General features: G+C 61.5%; 16 protein-coding genes and 1 tRNA gene. 11 read left to right on the top strand and 6 right to left on the bottom strand.

All coding sequences use genetic code 11. The annotated features are described in order from the left end of the window. Positions 1-34 precede the first annotated feature (34 nt). Positions 35-1,078 (top strand): hypothetical protein, encoded by a 1,044-nt coding sequence (locus OIN59_RS11520; RefSeq protein ID WP_274110366.1) that lies wholly within the window; start codon positions 35-37, stop codon positions 1,076-1,078. A gap of 630 nt (positions 1,079-1,708) precedes the next feature. Here OIN59_RS11520 and OIN59_RS11515 read toward each other — a convergent pair. The 6 genes from OIN59_RS11515 to OIN59_RS11490 all read right to left on the bottom strand — a co-directional run bounded on the left by OIN59_RS11515 (position 1,709) and on the right by OIN59_RS11490 (position 6,329). Next, entirely contained in the window at positions 1,709-1,912 is a 204-nt protein-coding gene (locus OIN59_RS11515) for a helix-turn-helix domain-containing protein (protein ID WP_274110364.1), read from the bottom strand. Between the two features lie 70 nt (positions 1,913-1,982). Further along, positions 1,983-2,516 (bottom strand): hypothetical protein, encoded by a 534-nt coding sequence (locus tag OIN59_RS11510; RefSeq protein ID WP_274110362.1) that lies wholly within the window; start codon positions 2,514-2,516, stop codon positions 1,983-1,985. Next, a complete protein-coding gene (locus OIN59_RS11505; RefSeq protein ID WP_274110360.1) occupies positions 2,513-2,797 on the bottom strand; it encodes a helix-turn-helix domain-containing protein in 285 nt (94 codons plus the stop codon). The genes OIN59_RS11510 and OIN59_RS11505 overlap by 4 nt, the downstream gene beginning before the upstream one ends. Before the next feature lie 27 nt (positions 2,798-2,824). Beyond that, the gene (locus OIN59_RS11500) at positions 2,825-4,105 is read right to left on the bottom strand and encodes a tyrosine-type recombinase/integrase (protein ID WP_274110358.1); all 1,281 of its coding nucleotides are present in this window, start codon (positions 4,103-4,105) and stop codon (positions 2,825-2,827) included. A gap of 171 nt (positions 4,106-4,276) precedes the next feature. Continuing rightward, a complete protein-coding gene (gene ychF / locus OIN59_RS11495) occupies positions 4,277-5,371 on the bottom strand; it encodes a redox-regulated ATPase YchF (protein ID WP_274110356.1) in 1,095 nt (364 codons plus the stop codon). Between the two features lie 85 nt (positions 5,372-5,456). Beyond that, a complete protein-coding gene (locus OIN59_RS11490; RefSeq protein WP_274110353.1) occupies positions 5,457-6,329 on the bottom strand; it encodes an MOSC domain-containing protein in 873 nt (290 codons plus the stop codon). Between the two features lie 91 nt (positions 6,330-6,420). On the opposite strand from OIN59_RS11490, the gene OIN59_RS11485 reads away from it, so the two are divergent. The 10 genes from OIN59_RS11485 to OIN59_RS11440 all read left to right on the top strand — a co-directional run bounded on the left by OIN59_RS11485 (position 6,421) and on the right by OIN59_RS11440 (position 16,819). After that, entirely contained in the window at positions 6,421-7,554 is a 1,134-nt protein-coding gene (locus OIN59_RS11485; protein WP_274110351.1) for an FAD-dependent monooxygenase, read from the top strand. A 29-nt stretch (positions 7,555-7,583) separates the two neighbouring features. Continuing rightward, the gene (locus tag OIN59_RS11480; protein WP_274110349.1) at positions 7,584-8,312 is read left to right on the top strand and encodes a DsbC family protein; all 729 of its coding nucleotides are present in this window, start codon (positions 7,584-7,586) and stop codon (positions 8,310-8,312) included. A gap of 57 nt (positions 8,313-8,369) precedes the next feature. Further along, complete coding sequence (locus tag OIN59_RS11475; RefSeq protein WP_274110347.1) at positions 8,370-10,181, top strand: M61 family metallopeptidase; 1,812 nt, start codon at positions 8,370-8,372, stop codon at positions 10,179-10,181. A 74-nt stretch (positions 10,182-10,255) separates the two neighbouring features. Next, a complete protein-coding gene (locus OIN59_RS11470) occupies positions 10,256-11,035 on the top strand; it encodes an enoyl-CoA hydratase (RefSeq protein WP_274110345.1) in 780 nt (259 codons plus the stop codon). Positions 11,036-11,060: 25 nt separating this feature from the next. After that, positions 11,061-11,137 (top strand) — tRNA-Met (locus tag OIN59_RS11465). Between the two features lie 169 nt (positions 11,138-11,306). Continuing rightward, positions 11,307-11,762: a hypothetical protein gene (locus tag OIN59_RS11460; protein WP_274110343.1), complete on the top strand. Its 456-nt coding sequence runs from the start codon at positions 11,307-11,309 to the stop codon at positions 11,760-11,762. Between the two features lie 101 nt (positions 11,763-11,863). Continuing rightward, on the top strand, positions 11,864-13,210 hold the full coding sequence (gene miaB, locus OIN59_RS11455) for a tRNA (N6-isopentenyl adenosine(37)-C2)-methylthiotransferase MiaB (RefSeq protein ID WP_274110342.1): 1,347 nt from the start codon (positions 11,864-11,866) through the stop codon (positions 13,208-13,210). Between the two features lie 45 nt (positions 13,211-13,255). After that, positions 13,256-14,719: a sensor histidine kinase gene (locus OIN59_RS11450; RefSeq protein WP_274110341.1), complete on the top strand. Its 1,464-nt coding sequence runs from the start codon at positions 13,256-13,258 to the stop codon at positions 14,717-14,719. Beyond that, positions 14,709-15,392 carry a hypothetical protein gene (locus tag OIN59_RS11445; RefSeq protein WP_274110340.1) on the top strand — a complete coding sequence of 228 codons (684 nt, stop codon included), beginning with the start codon at positions 14,709-14,711 and terminating at the stop codon, positions 15,390-15,392. The genes OIN59_RS11450 and OIN59_RS11445 overlap by 11 nt, the downstream gene beginning before the upstream one ends. A gap of 14 nt (positions 15,393-15,406) precedes the next feature. Beyond that, entirely contained in the window at positions 15,407-16,819 is a 1,413-nt protein-coding gene (locus OIN59_RS11440; RefSeq protein WP_274110339.1) for a sigma 54-interacting transcriptional regulator, read from the top strand. The last annotated feature ends 107 nt before the right edge of the window (positions 16,820-16,926 follow it).

Here is a 16,926-nt window from a genome sequence, read left to right as displayed (position 1 = left end):
ATATCCAGCACCAAAACTACCTTACGAGGTCAACATGCTGGATAGCTATGAAGAAGGTTACCACGGAGACAATGGAAAGGCGTGGGATCGCCTTTCCTGGGGGGATGGGGGTCACAAACCGGGCGAGCGCTTCCCCACCTACTTAGGCAACTCAGAAGAAGCTCAGCGCTTCAAGGCACTGAATGGAAGCTCAGAGGCTGAATTTCTCCAAGGACTACTAGGGTTCACCGAGGAGCCGCACTCGTACAAGGCGACCCCCTATCGCTGGAAGCGCTTCAACCCCAAGAAGACGGACCTATACCGTGCGGAAACGTTGCGGCGGTCGGACTACGTCACCATATCCCTGGATGATCCGTTCGTATTATCTCGTGACATTGATAAAGAAGAACTCACAGAGACATACAGCGCCGTCGCCTATGCAAACGAACTTGGCTACGTCTTGAACGTTAGCCTCACCATCTGCTGGGAAATGCTCGGCGTGAAGCCCAAAAACTCATCCAGGGATGAATCAGGTCTTCATGAACTAGTCATTCATCCTCTAAGAGATTGGCTAAAACACAAGAGCAATTTCTATTGGCTGTACTCCAACGAATACTCGGAAAGATCGGGGCTTCACACTCACTATCTTTTTCATATTCCGAAGGAGCATGCAGATAGCTTTAAAAGCTATGTTGCCAAGCGCATTAAAAAGATCAACAGAAATCCACAATTCAACACAGCCTCATTCAAACTTAGGCTTGATAAAGGCATGGACCCATACAAACAATGGATGCGATTTCAGTATTTATGCAAAGGCATCAATAGAAATCAATACATGGAACACATCACCACCGGGGAAAAGGTCTATATTGAAGACTTGATACGCTTCAGATACGAGAATCCTGGCAATAACCACGCAATGCGCCGCATAGCGCATTCACAGAACTTGAATAAAAAGGTACGACAGGCCTCGTCATTTAAGTCAGCACTCGAAAAGTCGATTCTGGACATCAATGTGTTGTATCCCCGTCGGAAATTTCGCCAGCAAGAGAAGACTGAGGCGGAAAATTTGGCGCTCTTGAAGAACCTCCAGCTTTGAGGCGGATGGGCAACCTCTGCGGTTTGTAACAGTCGAACCAGTAGTCTCAAACCGCAGAAAAGACAACTTAACGATTGGTAATTTGTTTTTAAAATCAACAACTTACAAGACAATGCATTGTCAGCAAACGCCCTAGGGGCAACGCCTCTCAACACCGCCTGACGGGGTAACGTCCTTGCAGCTCACCCAGAACGTGTTCCAGCCCCTGAAGGCCTCGGTCTGGGCGCTTGCCGGGTTCATTGTCTACTGTGATGGTCCCCGTAGAAGGCCAGTAGTTGATGGGGCCGATCTTCAGTTGTGAAGGTGGAAGGTGCCTGTAGTAAACGCCTTTGGCATCCAACCAATCCGTTGCCTGGATCAATGATTCACGGGCCATCTCAGCTCTATTCAGAGATAACTTCATAGACATAGAAATTTCCTTTACATCGCGTTTGCCATCACTCACTCTCGCAGAGAGCATCCAACCCAACATCAAAGACAGATAGATAGAGGGAGAGGAATGCAGAGGGGAAAGCGGGGGGGGCGTTTTATGTAGCGTTTGACAAGGAAAACTTCTATCTTTTTGTAAAAATTTTTCTGAAAAACAAAAAAGCCGATCAAATGATCGGCTTTTCTATTGGGGTGATGGCTTTAATGCTTCGTAGGTAGCTGCTCCATCCACTTTTGAGCTTCAGCCCTTGGAATCAAGGTTCGACTACCAAACTTCTTTGCAATGAGTCTACCGGCGTTCATCTCTGCATAAAGCTTGGTGCGACCAATGCTGGCCCACTTACAAAATTCACTGACAGTGAGCAATCCTCCAGCCTCGGCAAAAGAATTAACAACTTTCATCATACAGCCTCACAGTGGTTTCAACACTGTATATAAGGTCGCAACCTAAAGTCGTCTATCTCTGCCAGTTCCACTAACGGCTGATCCAGCCTTTTTCAGACTTAATCATCACCCATTCTGCATTCATATCCAAACCCTCACCTTTGCGGGCTGGCTTACCAATGATAGTATTTTCTCCAAGTGAAATAACGATCTTCTGAAACTCCATACCGACCAATCCAGGACAATTCTCTTCCCAAAATTTATCGCGCTTCGGCAGTACGGCCTTGCGAATAACTGCAGCTTCCTGGGTTAGCGTTTCATACTCTTCTCTGCTCATCCCCGGCTTCCAAGGTGGCGTTTCGTCTGGAATCTTGGATGCCCACAAAACCTCCTCTTCGATATCACTAACAAACTCCAGCTTGTACGAAAACTGAATTCTGTAGGCATCACCTTGAGGAATTCCATTGGTCTTTCTGATATTGGTTGGGCGCACCATCTTGCAAGCTGCCCACATTTGCCGAAGCTCTCCCTCGACATCTTTTGCTTCCGGCACGGATGGCCCCAAACAACCGGACAACAAGGCCATAGCGGACAACACCAATCCACCCAATACGGAATACTTCACTCACAACCTCCCGGATAAAAAATCTTGTCAAAGTTCTCGAATAAGGGCTCACAGGCCAGCTCAGAACACAACTGCGCAGGATCAACGCCCAGGGTCTTCGCTACCGCAATCAGTTCCACGATGTCCAGGCGTCGTTCCCCACGCTCGTACTTTGAGACGTAGCTTTGCGGCTTGCCCAACTGAAGGGCAATGTCCGTCTGGGTCAGGCCTTTGGCTTCTCGTAATTCAACTAAGCGTGCTCGCAGGATGCCGTAGCGAGACGCATGCATGGGATTCGACATTCCGCGTACTGTCTAGCCTGAATTGGGTTATCCCAAAACGGGTTTCATGGCGTCTGCCGTCTTCTTTTTCCACTCGTCCAGCAGGTCGGCCCATCGCTGCATCATGATGGCCCGATCCTTCAGATAGTCCGCGTGGTTGTAGGTGCGGCGCACGGCGTTGGGCTCGTCGTGGGCCAGCTGGCGTTCAATCCAGTCCGGGGAGAAGCCCATCTCGTTGAGCCGTGTGCTGCCCGTGGTGCGCGTGGCATGCGGGCTGAACTTGCCTGCCCAGCCCAAGGCCTTCAGCATCTGCCGGAACGATGCAGTGACCATTGGTTTTCTCCTGTCGTCCCGGTGGGGGAAGAGATGGGTTCGGTTGCCGGTGAGCGTGTGTAGGCTGCGCAGCAATGCAACGGCCTGGGCAGGCAAAGGGATCAGGTGTTCCTTGCGCTTCTTCATCCTCTGCGCTGGGATACGCCATAACGCTTGATCCAAGTCGAACTCGCACCATTCAGCCTCGATCACTTCGGATGGACGGGCCAGGGTCAGCCACATGAGAAAGAACGCGGCCTGGATTTGGTAGTAGCCGCCATGGCCTTCCACCGCGTTCAGCAGTGCGCCAACCTCCTCGAAAGATAAAGGCCGCTTGTGCTGGGTCTTGTTGGCAGGCAAGGCCTTGCGGACTGGATAGACCGGATCAACCTTGGCTCTGAGTGTGGAGACAGCAAACTCGAAGATGGCAGACATGGTGCGCTTCGCCTCGCACATCACGCTGTTGCCGTTGTTTGCGTCCGCACGTCTCAAGATATCGAGCACATGCGCGGGTTCCACTTGGCGGACGGGTAACGCCCCTATATGAGGGAAAACAACGCGCTCCAGCATGTTCAACCGGCGTGCCTTAGTGACCTCCTGCCAGTCCCGAAGGCCCACCCATTCGCGGGCGATGATCTCGAAGGTGTTGGAGTGCTCCAAACCCAGCTTGATGCGATCCAGGCGCTTTTGCTGTGCAGGATGCTTGCCCTGCTCTACCAACTTGCGGGCGGCCTCCATTGCCTCTCTCGCTTCACGAAGGGGCAGCTTCGGATAGCTCCCAAGGGCTACGCGGTTCTCTTTGCCAAGAAGGCGGTACTTCCAACGCCAGTGCTTGGCTCCGTTGGGTTTGACTTCCAGATAAAGCCCGTTACCTGCAAAGAGTTTGTAGGGCTTGCTGGTGGGCTTGGCAGCGCGAAGGGCTGCATCACTGATACCGCGCCGGGTCGGACTTTTTGGAGCATGGGAAACGGCTGCATCGCCAGCATCCATGCGGGTTTCGAGGTGGTTTGGGGGCATGATTTCTCCTGGGGAGGGGGCATGCACCGTGCGTGCCCCCTGTCATGCCCCCATATATGGAAAATGCCCCCGAACGATCTAGTTCACCGGCGAACAACTTTCCCTATATCTATCAATGGGTTAGCCAACACCTTCGAACATTGGCGAACTCTGAAGAACAGCTCTTCCTGTTTAGACGTTGAACAGGAAGTTCAGGACATCACCATCCTTGACCACGTATTCCTTGCCTTCGGCACGCATCTTGCCCGCATCCTTGGCGCCCTGCTCGCCCTTGTAGGCAATGAAGTCTTCAAAGGCAATGGTCTGCGCACGGATGAAGCCACGCTCGAAGTCGCCGTGGATCACACCGGCCGCCTGGGGCGCCGTGTCGCCAATGTGGATGGTCCAGGCGCGCACTTCCTTCACACCGGCGGTGAAGTAGGTCTGCAGACCCAGCAGCTTGAAGGCACCACGGATCAGGCGCGCCAGGCCTGGTTCTGTCTGCCCCATTTCGGCCAGGAACATGTCGCGGTCTTCGTCGCTCATCTCGGCCATCTCGGCTTCCATCTTGGCGCAGATGGCCACCACCGGCGCGTTCTGGCTGGCGGCATAGTCCTTGAGGCGATCCAGGAACGGGTTGTTCTCAAAGCCGTCTTCACTCACGTTACCCACGAACATGGCGGGCTTGGCCGTGATGAGACACAGGGACTTGAGCAGGGGCTGCTCTTCCTTGGTGATCTCCACGGAGCGGGCGGGTTTGCCTTCGTTGAGTGCTGCCTGGATGCGGGTGAGCAGGGCCACCAGCTTGGCGGCATCCTTGTCGTTGCCCGACTTGGCGGCCTTGGTGTAGCGGTTGAGCGCCTTCTCGACGGTGCCCATGTCGGCCAGGCACAGTTCGGTCTGGATGACTTCGATGTCCGAGATCGGGTCCACGCGGCCGGCCACGTGGATCACATTGTCGTCTTCAAAACAGCGCACCACGTTGACGATGGCGTCGGTTTCACGGATGTGGGCCAGGAACTGGTTGCCCAGGCCTTCACCCTGGCTCGCACCAGCCACCAGGCCGGCAATGTCCACAAACTCGACGATGGCGGGGACGATGCGCTCGGGCGAGATGATCTCGGACAGCTGCTGAAGGCGGGGGTCTGGCACCTCCACCACGCCCACATTGGGCTCGATGGTGCAGAAGGGATAGTTCTCGGCGGCAATACCAGCCTTGGTCAGCGCGTTGAAAAGGGTGGACTTGCCGACGTTGGGCAGGCCCACGATGCCGCATTGGAGGCTCATGGCAGGGCTTTCTGGTGTTCTGGAGACAAACCGCCGATTTTACGGGCCCGCCCAACACTCACTACAGATGGCCCGAATCGAGCTGTCATTCAAACCGCAAATCGGCGGCAATGCGTTGCCCCACGCGCAGCCATTGCCCCGCGCCGTTGCGCACGATGGCGTTCATGCCGAACGTGATGGCGCCGTCCAGCCGCTTGTCCTGGCGGTAGGTGCGCAAAGTGTCGCCCACCGACGGGTTGCTCTCCGCCGTGGCCGGGTCGATGTCAGGGATGGGGCATCGCGCGCAGGGCTTCACGGGCTGCAGGTGGATGTCGGTGTTGCCATCGCCCTCCACATGGACCCGATCCACACGGTCCTCGTCGTGGGCATCCACCCCCGCCAACACCACGTTGGGCCGGAACCGCTCCATGCCCACCGCGCCGTGGCCACCGGCCGTGAGCCGTGCGTTGAGATCCTGTAAAGATGCCTCACTGGTCACCAGCAGCGGAAACCCGTCGGCAAACTGGTTGGGAGCCTCCACACCATCCGTCCATTCCAGACTGGACAGACGCTGGTGCTCCGGGTCAAACCGCACCAGACGGCAGGGTTGGCCGAGAAAATCCGTGAACCACTGGGCCGCCACGGGCCCCATGTCCCACGCGGGGACCGTGTCGCGCCAGACGGTCACCGTGGTCGGCGTCTCCACCGCGTCGATCGCCACATGCAACGCCAGCATGCCGGGGGCACGCAGCACCATTTCGTCGCTCTTGAGTTGAGGCCGGATCAACGCCATGCGGGGCAGGCTGCGCTGGGTGAGGAACATGCCCTGTGCGTCCACCACCATCCAGGCGCGGTCCAGATCCAGCCCGGTTTCGGTAAGCAGCGCCTGCTGCACCTCGATGCCCGCACAGGATTTGACGGGGTACACAAACAGCCGCGCAATGGTGCCGGACAGATCAGACTCGGATGGGAAACTCACGCCGGGTGCTCCTGAAGAAGGGGCCACAAAGGCCGGACCGCAATTCTGCCCTGTCTTGGGAGGGCGTAAGACCCCTCCTACAATGCCTCTCATGGCCCCAACCTTTGATATCTGTATTCGTGGCACCGGCATCGTGGGCCGAACCTTGGCGTTGTTGCTGGCGCGGGAACGACTGAAGGTGGCCCTGGTACCGGCCCCTGCCCCACACAACACGGCGGCCACTGACGTACGGGCCTACGCCCTGAATGCCGCGTCGCGCAGCCTGCTCGAATCGCTGCGCAGTTGGCCCGACGCCGAACACGCCACAGGCGTCAAGCACATGCAGGTGCAGGGCGACCAGGATGGCTGCGTGCATTTTGATGCCGCGCCCCAAGGGGTAGAGGCGCTGGCGTGGATCGTGGATGTCCCGGCCCTGGAAGAACGACTGGCGCAGGCCGTGCGGTTTCAGCCGCTGGTGGAAGTGGTGGATGCCCCGGTGGCGGCGCCCTTGACCGTCGTGTGCGAAGGCCGTGCCAGCACCACCCGGTCCGAGTTTGGCGTGCACTTTGACGTGACGCCCTATGCCCAGCACGCCATTGCCACGCGGGTGCGCTGCGAACATCCGCATGGACAGGTGGCGCGCCAGTGGTTTTTGCCACAAGGCATCCTGGCTTTTTTGCCGCTGGAGGGGGACCAAGGGAACTCTGTGGCCGTGGTGTGGTCCGTCCCTGAGGAGCAGGTCGCAACGCTGATGGCATTGTCTGCCGACGCTTTCGCGCAGGAATTGCAGACTGCCAGCCAGCAGGCACTGGGTGGCTTGAGCCTCATCACCGAACGCGCTGCCTGGCCGCTGCAACTGGCCAGGGCAGACCGCTGGTGCGGCGCTGCCCCAACCGGTGGCACTGGTGCACGCAGCTGGGTGCTGGCGGGCGACGCGGCCCACAACGTACATCCGCTGGCAGGGCAAGGGCTGAACCTGGGCCTGGCCGATGTGGCGGCCCTGGCCGATGTGCTGCGCACCCGCGACTACTGGCGCAGCGTGGCCGATCTGCGGCTGCTGCGGCGCTATGAGCGTCAACGCAAGGCGGCTTTGGTGGCGATGGGCCTGGCCACCGATGGATTGCAGCAACTGTTTGCGCGTCAGGAAGCCCCCTGGCAAGCCCTGCGCAATTGGGGCATGAAGGGCTTTGAACGCAGCGGTCTGCTGAAAGATTTTGTGGCCCGTCAGGCCATGGGGATGCGCTGAACGCGCAAGTTTGATTGAACGGGAACATGATGAAACTGAGCACTGCTTTGCTGACCGTCGCGGCAGCCACCCTGAGCCTGAGCGCCACTGCGCAAGAGGACGTCATCCGCAAGGCATTGGCCGAGCGCATTCCTCAAATGGACAAGATCGACGAAGTGCGACCCACACCCATGAAGGGCTTGTACGAGGTACGCATCGGCACCGACCTGTTTTACACAGATGCCAAGGGTGACTATGTGATCCAGGGTGAACTCATCGACTCCAAGGCGCGCCGCAATCTGACCGAAGACCGCATCAACAAGCTGACAGCTGTGAGCTTCTCGGCCCTGCCTTTGAAAGACGCCGTGACCATCGTGCGGGGGGATGGCAAGCGCAAGGTGGCTGTGTTTGAGGACCCCAACTGCGGCTACTGCAAACGCTTCGAGCGCGACCTGCAGCAGATCAACAACGTGACGGTGTACCTGTTCCTGTACCCCATCCTGAGCCCTGATTCGGCTGAAAAGTCACGCAACATCTGGTGCTCCAAGGAACAGGCCACCGCATGGCAAGACCAGATGGTGCGCGACAAGCCAGCGCCAGCGGCCAGCTGCGACACCAGCGCGCTGCAGCGCAACCTGGCCTTCGGAAAGAAGCACAAGATCACCGGCACGCCCACCTTGATTTTTGCCAACGGCACACGGGTGCCCGGCGCCATTGGCGCCCAGGAGGTGGAGAAGCGCCTGGCCGAAGCTGCCAGCGACGCGCCCTCCTCCAATTGAACAGCCGCTAAAAGTCCCTGACCGACGACCCCGCGCGGCCCTTACGCCGCACACGCCATGCCCCTTTCCCGCCAAGCCTCTGCCGCAGACGTTCACTACCGCATTGAACCCACGGACCTGCACGCGCATCTGTTCACGGTAACGCTCACAGTACGGCGCCCAGCAGCCTCCCAAGAACTGTCGCTGCCGGTCTGGATTCCGGGCAGCTACCTGGTGCGGGAATTCTCCAAGAACCTGCAAGCTCTGACGGCCCAACAAGGCCGACGCGCGTTGCAACCAGCTCAGCTGGACAAGCACCGTTGGCAGGTGCAATGCACGGAAGGCAAGCCCCTGATGCTGACCTACCAGGTGTGTGCTTACGACAGCTCTGTGCGCACTGCTTGGCTGGATGCATCGCGCGGCTTTTTCAACGGCACCAGCCTGTGCCTGCGCGTGCACGGCCAGGAGAAACAGCCCCACGCGCTGGAGCTGGCACGCACCGCAGCCACCGCCACCTGGGCTGCGGCCACGGGTCTGCGGCCCCTGGCGGTGGACCAACAAGGGTTCGGCCTGTACGCAGCGGCCAACTACGACGAACTGGTGGACTGCCCGGTGGAACTGGGTCACTTCTGGGTCGGGCGCTTTAAAGCCTGTGGCGTTGCCCACCAGTTTGTGGTGGCCGGTGCGGCTCCGTCATTCGATGGCAAACGCCTGCTGGCCGACACGCAGAAAATTTGCGAAACCGCCATCCGTTTCTGGCACCCAGAAGGCAAGGCCCCTTTCAAAAGCTACCTGTTCATGCTCAACGCGGTGGGAGATGGCTATGGCGGGCTGGAGCACCGCAACTCCACGGCACTGATCTGCGGGCGGCGCGACCTGCCTCGCCAGGGCGAAGCGCGGACCAGTGAGGGCTACACCACGCTGCTAGGCCTCATCAGCCACGAATACTTTCACACCTGGAACGTCAAGCGCCTGCGACCCACCGAGTTCGCCAGCTACGACTATGCGCAGGAGAACTACACCGAGCTTCTGTGGTTCTTCGAGGGCTTTACCAGCTACTACGACGACCTGCTGTTGCGCCGCGCCGGGTTGCTGGACGATGCGACCTACCTCAAGCTCATCACCAAAACCATCAACCAGGTGCTGCAAACGCCAGGCCGGTCGATACAGACCGTGGCGCAGGCCAGTTTTGATGCATGGGTGAAATACTACCGACAGGACGAAAACACCCCCAACGCCACCGTGAGCTACTACACCAAGGGCTCGCTGGTGGCCCTGTGCCTGGACCTGGCACTGCGGCGCGAGGGCAAAGCCACACTGGACGATGTGATGCGCGCACTGTGGCAGCGCTGCGCGGGCGGCCCGATGACCGAAGCGGATCTGCGTGCCGTGCTCCACGAATTGACCGGCCGCCCATTCGACAAGGAGCTGGCGCACTGGGTGCACAGCACCGCAGATCTGCCGCTGGAGGAACTGCTGGCTGCCCACGGCGTGGCACTCAAGGCCGACCGACCGCAGCTGGCCCAGCGCCTGGGCCTGCGCGTGGCCGAGAACCACAGCGTGCAGATCAAGACCGTGCTGCGCGGCGGAGCCGCAGAAAAGGCGGGGATGTCTGCGGGCGACGAGTGGCTGGGGGTGGAGGTGCTGGGCCAGGGCTGGCGCATCAGCAAACTCGACGACGTCACTTTTTACGCGGGCAACCACGCGAGCCTGCACGCACTGATCGCCCGCGACGGGCGACTCCTGCGCCTGCCATTGGAGTTGCCACCGGTCCAGATGGCCGACGCCCCCACCAAGGGCCGGGGCAAGGCCGCCGCGACATCCAAGGCGCCAGACACCATCAGCCTGACGGTGACAGACGTCGCAGCGCTAGGACGCTGGCTCGCCTGACGGCAGCAAAGCCCCACCGGCTTGGGTATATTGCAGCAGCTTCCATCACCAACCATAAACACTCAGGAGATTTCATGGCTTACGAAACCATCGAGGTGCGCGTTGAAGCGGACAAGGTCGGCATCATCACGCTCAACCGGCCCAAGCAGCTCAACGCGCTGAACGACCAACTCATGAATGAACTGGGCGCCGCCGTCAAGGCGTTCGATGCTGACGAGAAGATTGGCTGCATGATCGTCACCGGCAGCGAGAAGGCTTTTGCTGCGGGCGCGGACATTGGCGCCATGGCCAAGTACAGCTTTGCCGACACCTACAAGGGCGACTACATCACCCGCAACTGGGAAACCATCCGTTCCATCCGCAAGCCCGTTATCGCCGCCGTCAGCGGCTTTGCGCTAGGCGGCGGCTGCGAGCTGGCCATGATGTGTGACTTCATCATCGCGGCCGACAACGCCAAGTTCGGCCAACCCGAGATCAAGCTGGGCGTGATCCCTGGTGCCGGTGGCACACAGCGCCTGCCCCGCGCCGTGGGCAAATCCAAAGCCATGGACATGGCCCTGACAGGCCGCATGATGGATGCGACCGAAGCCGAGCGCGCCGGGCTGGTCAGCCGCGTGGTGCCTTACGACAAGCTCATGGACGAAGCGCTGGGCGCTGCCATCATCATTGCAGGGTTCTCGCAGATTGCGGTGATGGCGGCCAAGGAATCGGTCAACCGTGCCTTCGAGGGCACGCTCGCCGACGGCGTGATGTTTGAGCGCCGTCTGTTCCACGCGCTGTTTGCCACGCAGGACCAGAAGGAAGGCATGGATGCGTTCATGAACAAACGCGCCGCGAACTTCACACACCAATAATTTTTGTTCTATAATTCTGGTTTCCGGTCGTATAGCTCAGTTGGTTAGAGCGCAGCATTCATAATGCTGATGTCGGTGGTTCAAGTCCACCTACGACCACCAAATACAAAAACCCACAGTGCGGCAACCCACTGTGGGTTTTTTCTTTCAGGCGAGCTCCAGAACCCGTTCCAGTGCCCATTGATGCACGGGGGCCGCTTGACTTGCCAGAGGGATGTGCCACGCTGGCAACCCCTCCTAAAATTGTGCCTTCAGCCCCTGGATGTAAACCATGAACCGCTGCACCACACCCTCTCCCGGCCTCTCACCAGCCCATCGGGCGTCCCGCTTTCGGCAGGCTGCTCTGCTGGCCGTGGTGGCATGCACCGCACTCTGTGCCGTGGCGCCTGCCTCCGCCCAGATCCAGCCAGGCCTGGGCCTTTCACGCCCCTTCCCCGATGCCGCGCTGCGTGGCACGTTGAGCATCAACACCGCCTCCGAAGCCACGCTCAATGGCAAGACCATTCGCATGGCCCCTGGCATGCGGCTGTTCAGCCCACAGAACACCTTGGTCATGGCACATACGGTGCTGGGCCAGACCTTCAAGGTCAACTACGTGCTGGAGAACAGCACCGGCATGCTGCATGCCGCCTGGATCCTGACCGAAAGCGAGGCCGCACAGCCCCGCAAGGGCAGCGACGCCATTACCACCAACATCACGACCGGCTCGGGCGCCGCTCTGAAGTAACCCCTTCCCGGCGCGGCCGTAAAGCCACTGCGCCGTTGTGACATTCATAGTCTCCGCACCGTGCAGGGCGCGGTGTTTGCTTGCTCTTTTGCGAAATAGCCATGGCCAAAAAAGTCTTCATCAAAACCTTCGGCTGCCAGATGAACGAGTACGACTCGGACAAGATGGCCGACGTGCTCAATGCCGCCCAGGGCTACGAGCCCACGCAGAACGTGGACGAAGCCGACCTCATCCTCTTCAACACCTGCTCGGTGCGCGAAAAAGCGCAGGAGAAAGTCTTCAGCGACCTGGGCCGCATCAAGCACCTGAAGGCACGTGGCGTGAAGATTGGCGTGGGCGGCTGCGTGGCCAGTCAGGAGGGCGCCGAGATCATCAAGCGCGCGCCCTATGTGGACGTGGTGTTTGGCCCGCAGACCCTGCACCGCCTGCCCGAGATGCTGAACCAACGCGAGCGCCTGGACAAGCCGCAGGTGGACATCAGCTTCCCCGAGATCGAGAAGTTCGACCACCTGCCCCCGGCGCGGGTCGAGGGCGCAAGCGCCTTCGTCTCCATCATGGAAGGTTGCAGCAAATACTGCAGCTACTGCGTGGTGCCCTACACCCGTGGCGAAGAGGTGAGCCGCCCGTTCGACGACGTGCTGGTGGAAGTGGCGGGCCTGGCCGACCAGGGTGTGAAGGAAATCACGCTGCTGGGCCAGAACGTGAACGCCTACCTGGGCAAGATGGGTGGCACGGCCGAGATTGCAGACTTTGCGCTGCTGCTCGAATACGTGTCGGACATCCCCGGCATCGAGCGCATCCGCTACACCACCAGCCACCCCAACGAGTTCACGCCCCGCTTGATCGAGGCCTATGCCAAGCTGCCCAAGCTGGCCAGCCACCTGCACCTGCCCGTGCAGCACGGCGCTGACCGCATCTTGATGGCGATGAAGCGCGGTTACACCGCCATGGAATACAAGAGCACGGTGCGCAAGCTGCGCGCCATCCGCCCCGACCTGGCCATGAGCAGCGACTTCATCGTGGGCTTCCCCGGGGAGACGGAAGACGACTTCAACAAGATGATGAAGCTCATCGACGACATCCACTTCGACAACAGCTTCAGCTTCATCTTCAGCCCCCGCCCCGGCACGCCCGCCGCAGGCCTGCACGACGACACGCCGCACGATGTGAAGCTGCGCCGCCTGCAGCACCTGCAGGGCGTCATTAACGCCAACATCAAGTCCATCAGCGAAAGCCGCGTGGGCACGGTGCAGCGCATTCTGGTGGAAGGCGCCTCCAAGCGCGATGCCACCGAGCTGATGGGCCGCACCGAATGCAACCGCGTGGTCAACTTTGTCGGCCAGCCCCGCCTGGTGGGCCAGATGGTGGATGTGACCATTACCGAAGCCAAGGCCTACACCTTGCGCGGCGAGGTGCTGACGCACGAAACCGCGGCACTGACCGGCTGACGCGCGGGCACAGACCCCGCGCACGCACCGCCCCACCTGGCTGCAATGCCCAACCAGAGCACGCCCCCCACAGCACCGCCACCCGCCGAAGGCCTGCTGCATGGCCTCTCTTTCCAGCAATTGTTGCTGCTGGCGTTCGTGCTGATTGCAGGCGTACTGGGTGTCAGCTCGCTGCGGGCCTTGCACACGCTGGAGCAGCTCATGGTGCTCAGCCGTCATGGCACTGCCGAGGCCACCGCACTGACCACGGTCGTGCAAGGCCTGAACCAACGCGGGCAAGCCCTGGAGCGTGCGGCGCGGCAGTCCCTGGTGCTGCGCGATGCGCCGCTGCGCCGCAGCTTTGACGACATGGCGGTCGAAGCCCTCACCGTGCTCGACCATCTGCAGGCCGCAGGCCTGCCAGCCACGCAGACGCAGGCATGGCGCGCCCACCTGGACGCCGTCAAAGCCCTGCTGGACGCACCACCGGACCGTGCCCTCGACAACGAACGCCTGGTCGCCGAAGAATTTGTGGCCCTGGAGACCCTGCACGGCACCCTGGTGCAGTCGGTGCAGGACATCAATACCCAACGCAACCAAGCCCTGCAGGATCAGGTGGAGCACAGCCGCCGCAACGTGACGCACCAGGTGGTGGGCGCCATCGTGCTGGCGCTGGTACTGGCGCTGTCTCTGGGCATCTGGCTGGCACGACCGTTCAAGCGGCTCGAAGGCGCCATCCGGCAGTTGGGCGAAAACCAGCTGGGCCAGCCGGTGCTGATCTCAGGACCTGACGACGTGCGACGGCTGGGCCAACAGCTGGAGTGGCTGCGGCTGCGGCTGCTGGAGCTCGATGCCGACAAGGCGCGGTTCCTGCGCCATGTGTCCCACGAACTCAAGACCCCTCTGGCCGCGCTGCGCGAGGGCGTGGCGCTGCTGCAGGACGGCGTGACGGGCGAACTCACCGCTGGCCAGCGCGAGGTGGCGCAGATCCTGCACCACAACACGCTGCAGCTACAAAGCGAGATCGAGGCCCTGCTGCGCTTCAACGCCGCCGCCTTCGAGGCGCGCCAACTGCAGCGGCGCGACACCGATCTGCTGGCCCTGCTGGAGGCCCAGGTCGAAGTCCAGCGGCTGCAGTGGCAGGCCAAAGGCCTGACCGTACGGGTGGAGGGGCCGCCCGTGCGAATGCCCATCGATGCCGACAAGATCACCTCGGCGGTCAGTAACCTGCTGTCCAACGCCATCCGCTTTTCTCCGCCCCAGGGCACGGTGCGGCTGGTGCTCTCGCAACCTCCCGGCCAAGTGCGCCTGGATGTCTTTGACCAAGGCCCTGGCGTGGACCGGGTGGACCGTGACCGGGTGTTTGAACCCTTTTACCGGGGTGTTCGCCAACCGGACGATGCCGTGCGCGGCACCGGCATCGGTCTGTCCATCGTGCAGGAATACGTGCAGGCCCATGGCGGCAGCGTGCGCCTGGTGGACGAAGGCGCACACTCCATCTTTCGCATCGAACTGCCCCATGCCACCTAGCCCCACCCCCCTGCCTTCATGCGCCCTGCGGTGGCCGCTGCTTGCACTGGGCGCTCTGCTGGCGGGCTGCGCCAGCACCCCGCCTCCACCCGCCCCCGCCAAGCCGCCACCGGTGGCCATGATCATCGCCGTGCCAGTGGCCCCGGCGATTGAAGTGGGTTCCGCCGAAGCGCGCGGCGCGGAGCCCAATACCAACGCCCCCGTTGCCCTGCTGCTGACCCAGACAGACCGTGTGCTCAAGCTGCCCCCGGCCGAACTCGCCAAGGAAATTGCCCGGCTGAGCGAAGCAGAAGACGCCACAACCGACACGCCGCTGCTGCTGGCCACGGCCCTGGCCCAAACGCGCCAGGCGGTGGACACCGCCCGTGCACTGGGTCTGGTGCAGCGCGTGCTGAGCAACACCAGCACCGCTGCACAGCCCCTGCACCCCCTGGCCCGGCTGCTGGAGGCGCGGCTGCTACAACAACGTCGGCTGGAGGACCAGCTCGAACGCCAGGCCCAACAGCTGCGCGACAGCCAACGCCGGAACGACCAGCTCAGCGAACGCCTCGAAGCCGTGCGCGCCATCGAGCGCAGCCTGAGCACGCGACCCACGCCAGCACCATCGCCCACTCCCTCGGCCCCGGCCGCGCCTGCCACAAGCAATGGCGCGGCGCCACGGCCCGCCCCCTGACTGACCCACCCGCCATGGCCTCTTCCACCCCCACCCGCGCCGCCCCACCCGCCCGCATCCTGGTGGTGGACGACGACGCCGACATGCTGCGACTGCTGTCGCTGCGCCTGAACGCCGCCGGGCACGATGTGGTGGCCGTAGGCTCGGCCGAGGCAGCGCTGGCCCAGCTGGACACTGCCCGCCCGCAGCTCGTGCTCAGCGATGTGCGCCTGCCGGGACGCGACGGCCTGGCCCTGTTCGACGAAGTGCGCGCCCGCCACCCCTCACTGCCCGTGATCCTGCTGACAGCACACGGCACCATTCCCGATGCGGTAGAGGCCACGTCGCGCGGGGTGTTTACCTACCTGACCAAGCCCTACGACGGCAAGGAGCTGCTGGAGAAGATTGCACAGGCGCTGGCGCTCAGCGCCCCAGCCGTCGCGCATCCACATGCCAACGACGACTGGCGGGCTGAGATCGTGAGCCGGTCGCACCGCATGACGGACCTGTTGTCCGAGGCGTACATGGTCGCCCAGTCCGACGCCAGCGTGCTGCTGCGTGGCGACAGTGGCTCGGGCAAGGAGCTGCTGTCGCGGGCCATTCACCGTGCCAGCCCGCGTGCGGCTCGCCCGTTTGTGGCGGTCAACTGCGGCGCCATCCCCGAGGCGCTGCTGGAGTCCGAGCTGTTCGGCCACGTCAAGGGCGCCTTCACCGACGCGGTGAGCAACCACAAGGGCCTGTTCCAGGCAGCCGACGGTGGCACCCTGTTGCTGGATGAGATTGGCGACATGCCCCCGGCCCTGCAGGTCAAGCTGCTGCGGGTGCTGCAAGAGCGCGCCGTGCGCCCCGTGGGCGCCAGCCAGGCCACGCCCATCGACGTGCGCATCATCTCGGCCACACACCGGGACCTGGAGGCCGCCATGGCCAACGCCCAGTTCCGCGAGGACCTGTATTACCGCCTGAACGTGGTGTCGCTGGTGCTGCCCACCCTGGCCGAGCGGCGTGAAGACATTGCGCTGCTGGCCAACCACTTTCTGGACCGCCTGTCCCGCAAATACGACAAACGCCTGTCGGGCTTTGCGCCCGAGGCGCTCAAGGCGCTGACCACTGCCGCCTGGCCGGGCAATGTGCGCCAGCTCTACAACGTGGTCGAGCAGGTGTGCGCCCTGTCCACCACGCCGCTGGTGCCCCTCACACTGGTGCAGCGCGCGCTGCGCACCCCGTCCACCCAGGTGCTGAGCTTTGCCGAAGCCCGCCAGCGTTTCGAGCGCGAGTACCTGGTGGGCCTGCTCAAAATGACCGACGGCAACGTGGCCGATGCAGCACGGCTGGCGCAACGCAACCGCACCGAGTTCTACCGCCTGCTGCAAAAGCACGCGCTGACGCCCGGCCAGTTCAAGCAGGACGCGGGCGACACTGACGATGTCGTGGATGAGCGACACGAGTAAGCCGTTGATTTACAGGGCGTTTTGACCGAACCACCCATCCCTTGTCGCCAGACAGCGACAAAAATCGGGGCCTGACGGGTGTCTTCACCCCGCCGCACAACTGCTTA

Origin of the sequence: Acidovorax benzenivorans (assembly GCF_028680575.1) — a bacterium.
In the GTDB taxonomy this organism is placed as follows: Bacteria; Pseudomonadota; Gammaproteobacteria; order Burkholderiales; family Burkholderiaceae_C; genus Acidovorax; species Acidovorax benzenivorans.
This window is presented reverse-complemented; position numbering and strand designations above follow the sequence as displayed.

Coding starts and splice junctions, on each gene's coding strand:
- OIN59_RS11520 (WP_274110366.1), top strand. CDS start 35: ATGCTGGATAGCTATGAAGAAGGTTACCACGGAGACAATGGAAAGGCG.
- OIN59_RS11515 (WP_274110364.1), bottom strand. CDS start 1,912: ATGATGAAAGTTGTTAATTCTTTTGCCGAGGCTGGAGGATTGCTCACT.
- OIN59_RS11505 (WP_274110360.1), bottom strand. CDS start 2,797: ATGTCGAATCCCATGCATGCGTCTCGCTACGGCATCCTGCGAGCACGC.
- OIN59_RS11500 (WP_274110358.1), bottom strand. CDS start 4,105: ATGCCCCCAAACCACCTCGAAACCCGCATGGATGCTGGCGATGCAGCC.
- ychF (WP_274110356.1), bottom strand. CDS start 5,371: ATGAGCCTCCAATGCGGCATCGTGGGCCTGCCCAACGTCGGCAAGTCC.
- OIN59_RS11485 (WP_274110351.1), top strand. CDS start 6,421: ATGGCCCCAACCTTTGATATCTGTATTCGTGGCACCGGCATCGTGGGC.
- OIN59_RS11480 (WP_274110349.1), top strand. CDS start 7,584: ATGAAACTGAGCACTGCTTTGCTGACCGTCGCGGCAGCCACCCTGAGC.
- OIN59_RS11475 (WP_274110347.1), top strand. CDS start 8,370: ATGCCCCTTTCCCGCCAAGCCTCTGCCGCAGACGTTCACTACCGCATT.
- OIN59_RS11470 (WP_274110345.1), top strand. CDS start 10,256: ATGGCTTACGAAACCATCGAGGTGCGCGTTGAAGCGGACAAGGTCGGC.
- OIN59_RS11460 (WP_274110343.1), top strand. CDS start 11,307: ATGAACCGCTGCACCACACCCTCTCCCGGCCTCTCACCAGCCCATCGG.
- miaB (WP_274110342.1), top strand. CDS start 11,864: ATGGCCAAAAAAGTCTTCATCAAAACCTTCGGCTGCCAGATGAACGAG.
- OIN59_RS11450 (WP_274110341.1), top strand. CDS start 13,256: ATGCCCAACCAGAGCACGCCCCCCACAGCACCGCCACCCGCCGAAGGC.
- OIN59_RS11445 (WP_274110340.1), top strand. CDS start 14,709: ATGCCACCTAGCCCCACCCCCCTGCCTTCATGCGCCCTGCGGTGGCCG.
- OIN59_RS11440 (WP_274110339.1), top strand. CDS start 15,407: ATGGCCTCTTCCACCCCCACCCGCGCCGCCCCACCCGCCCGCATCCTG.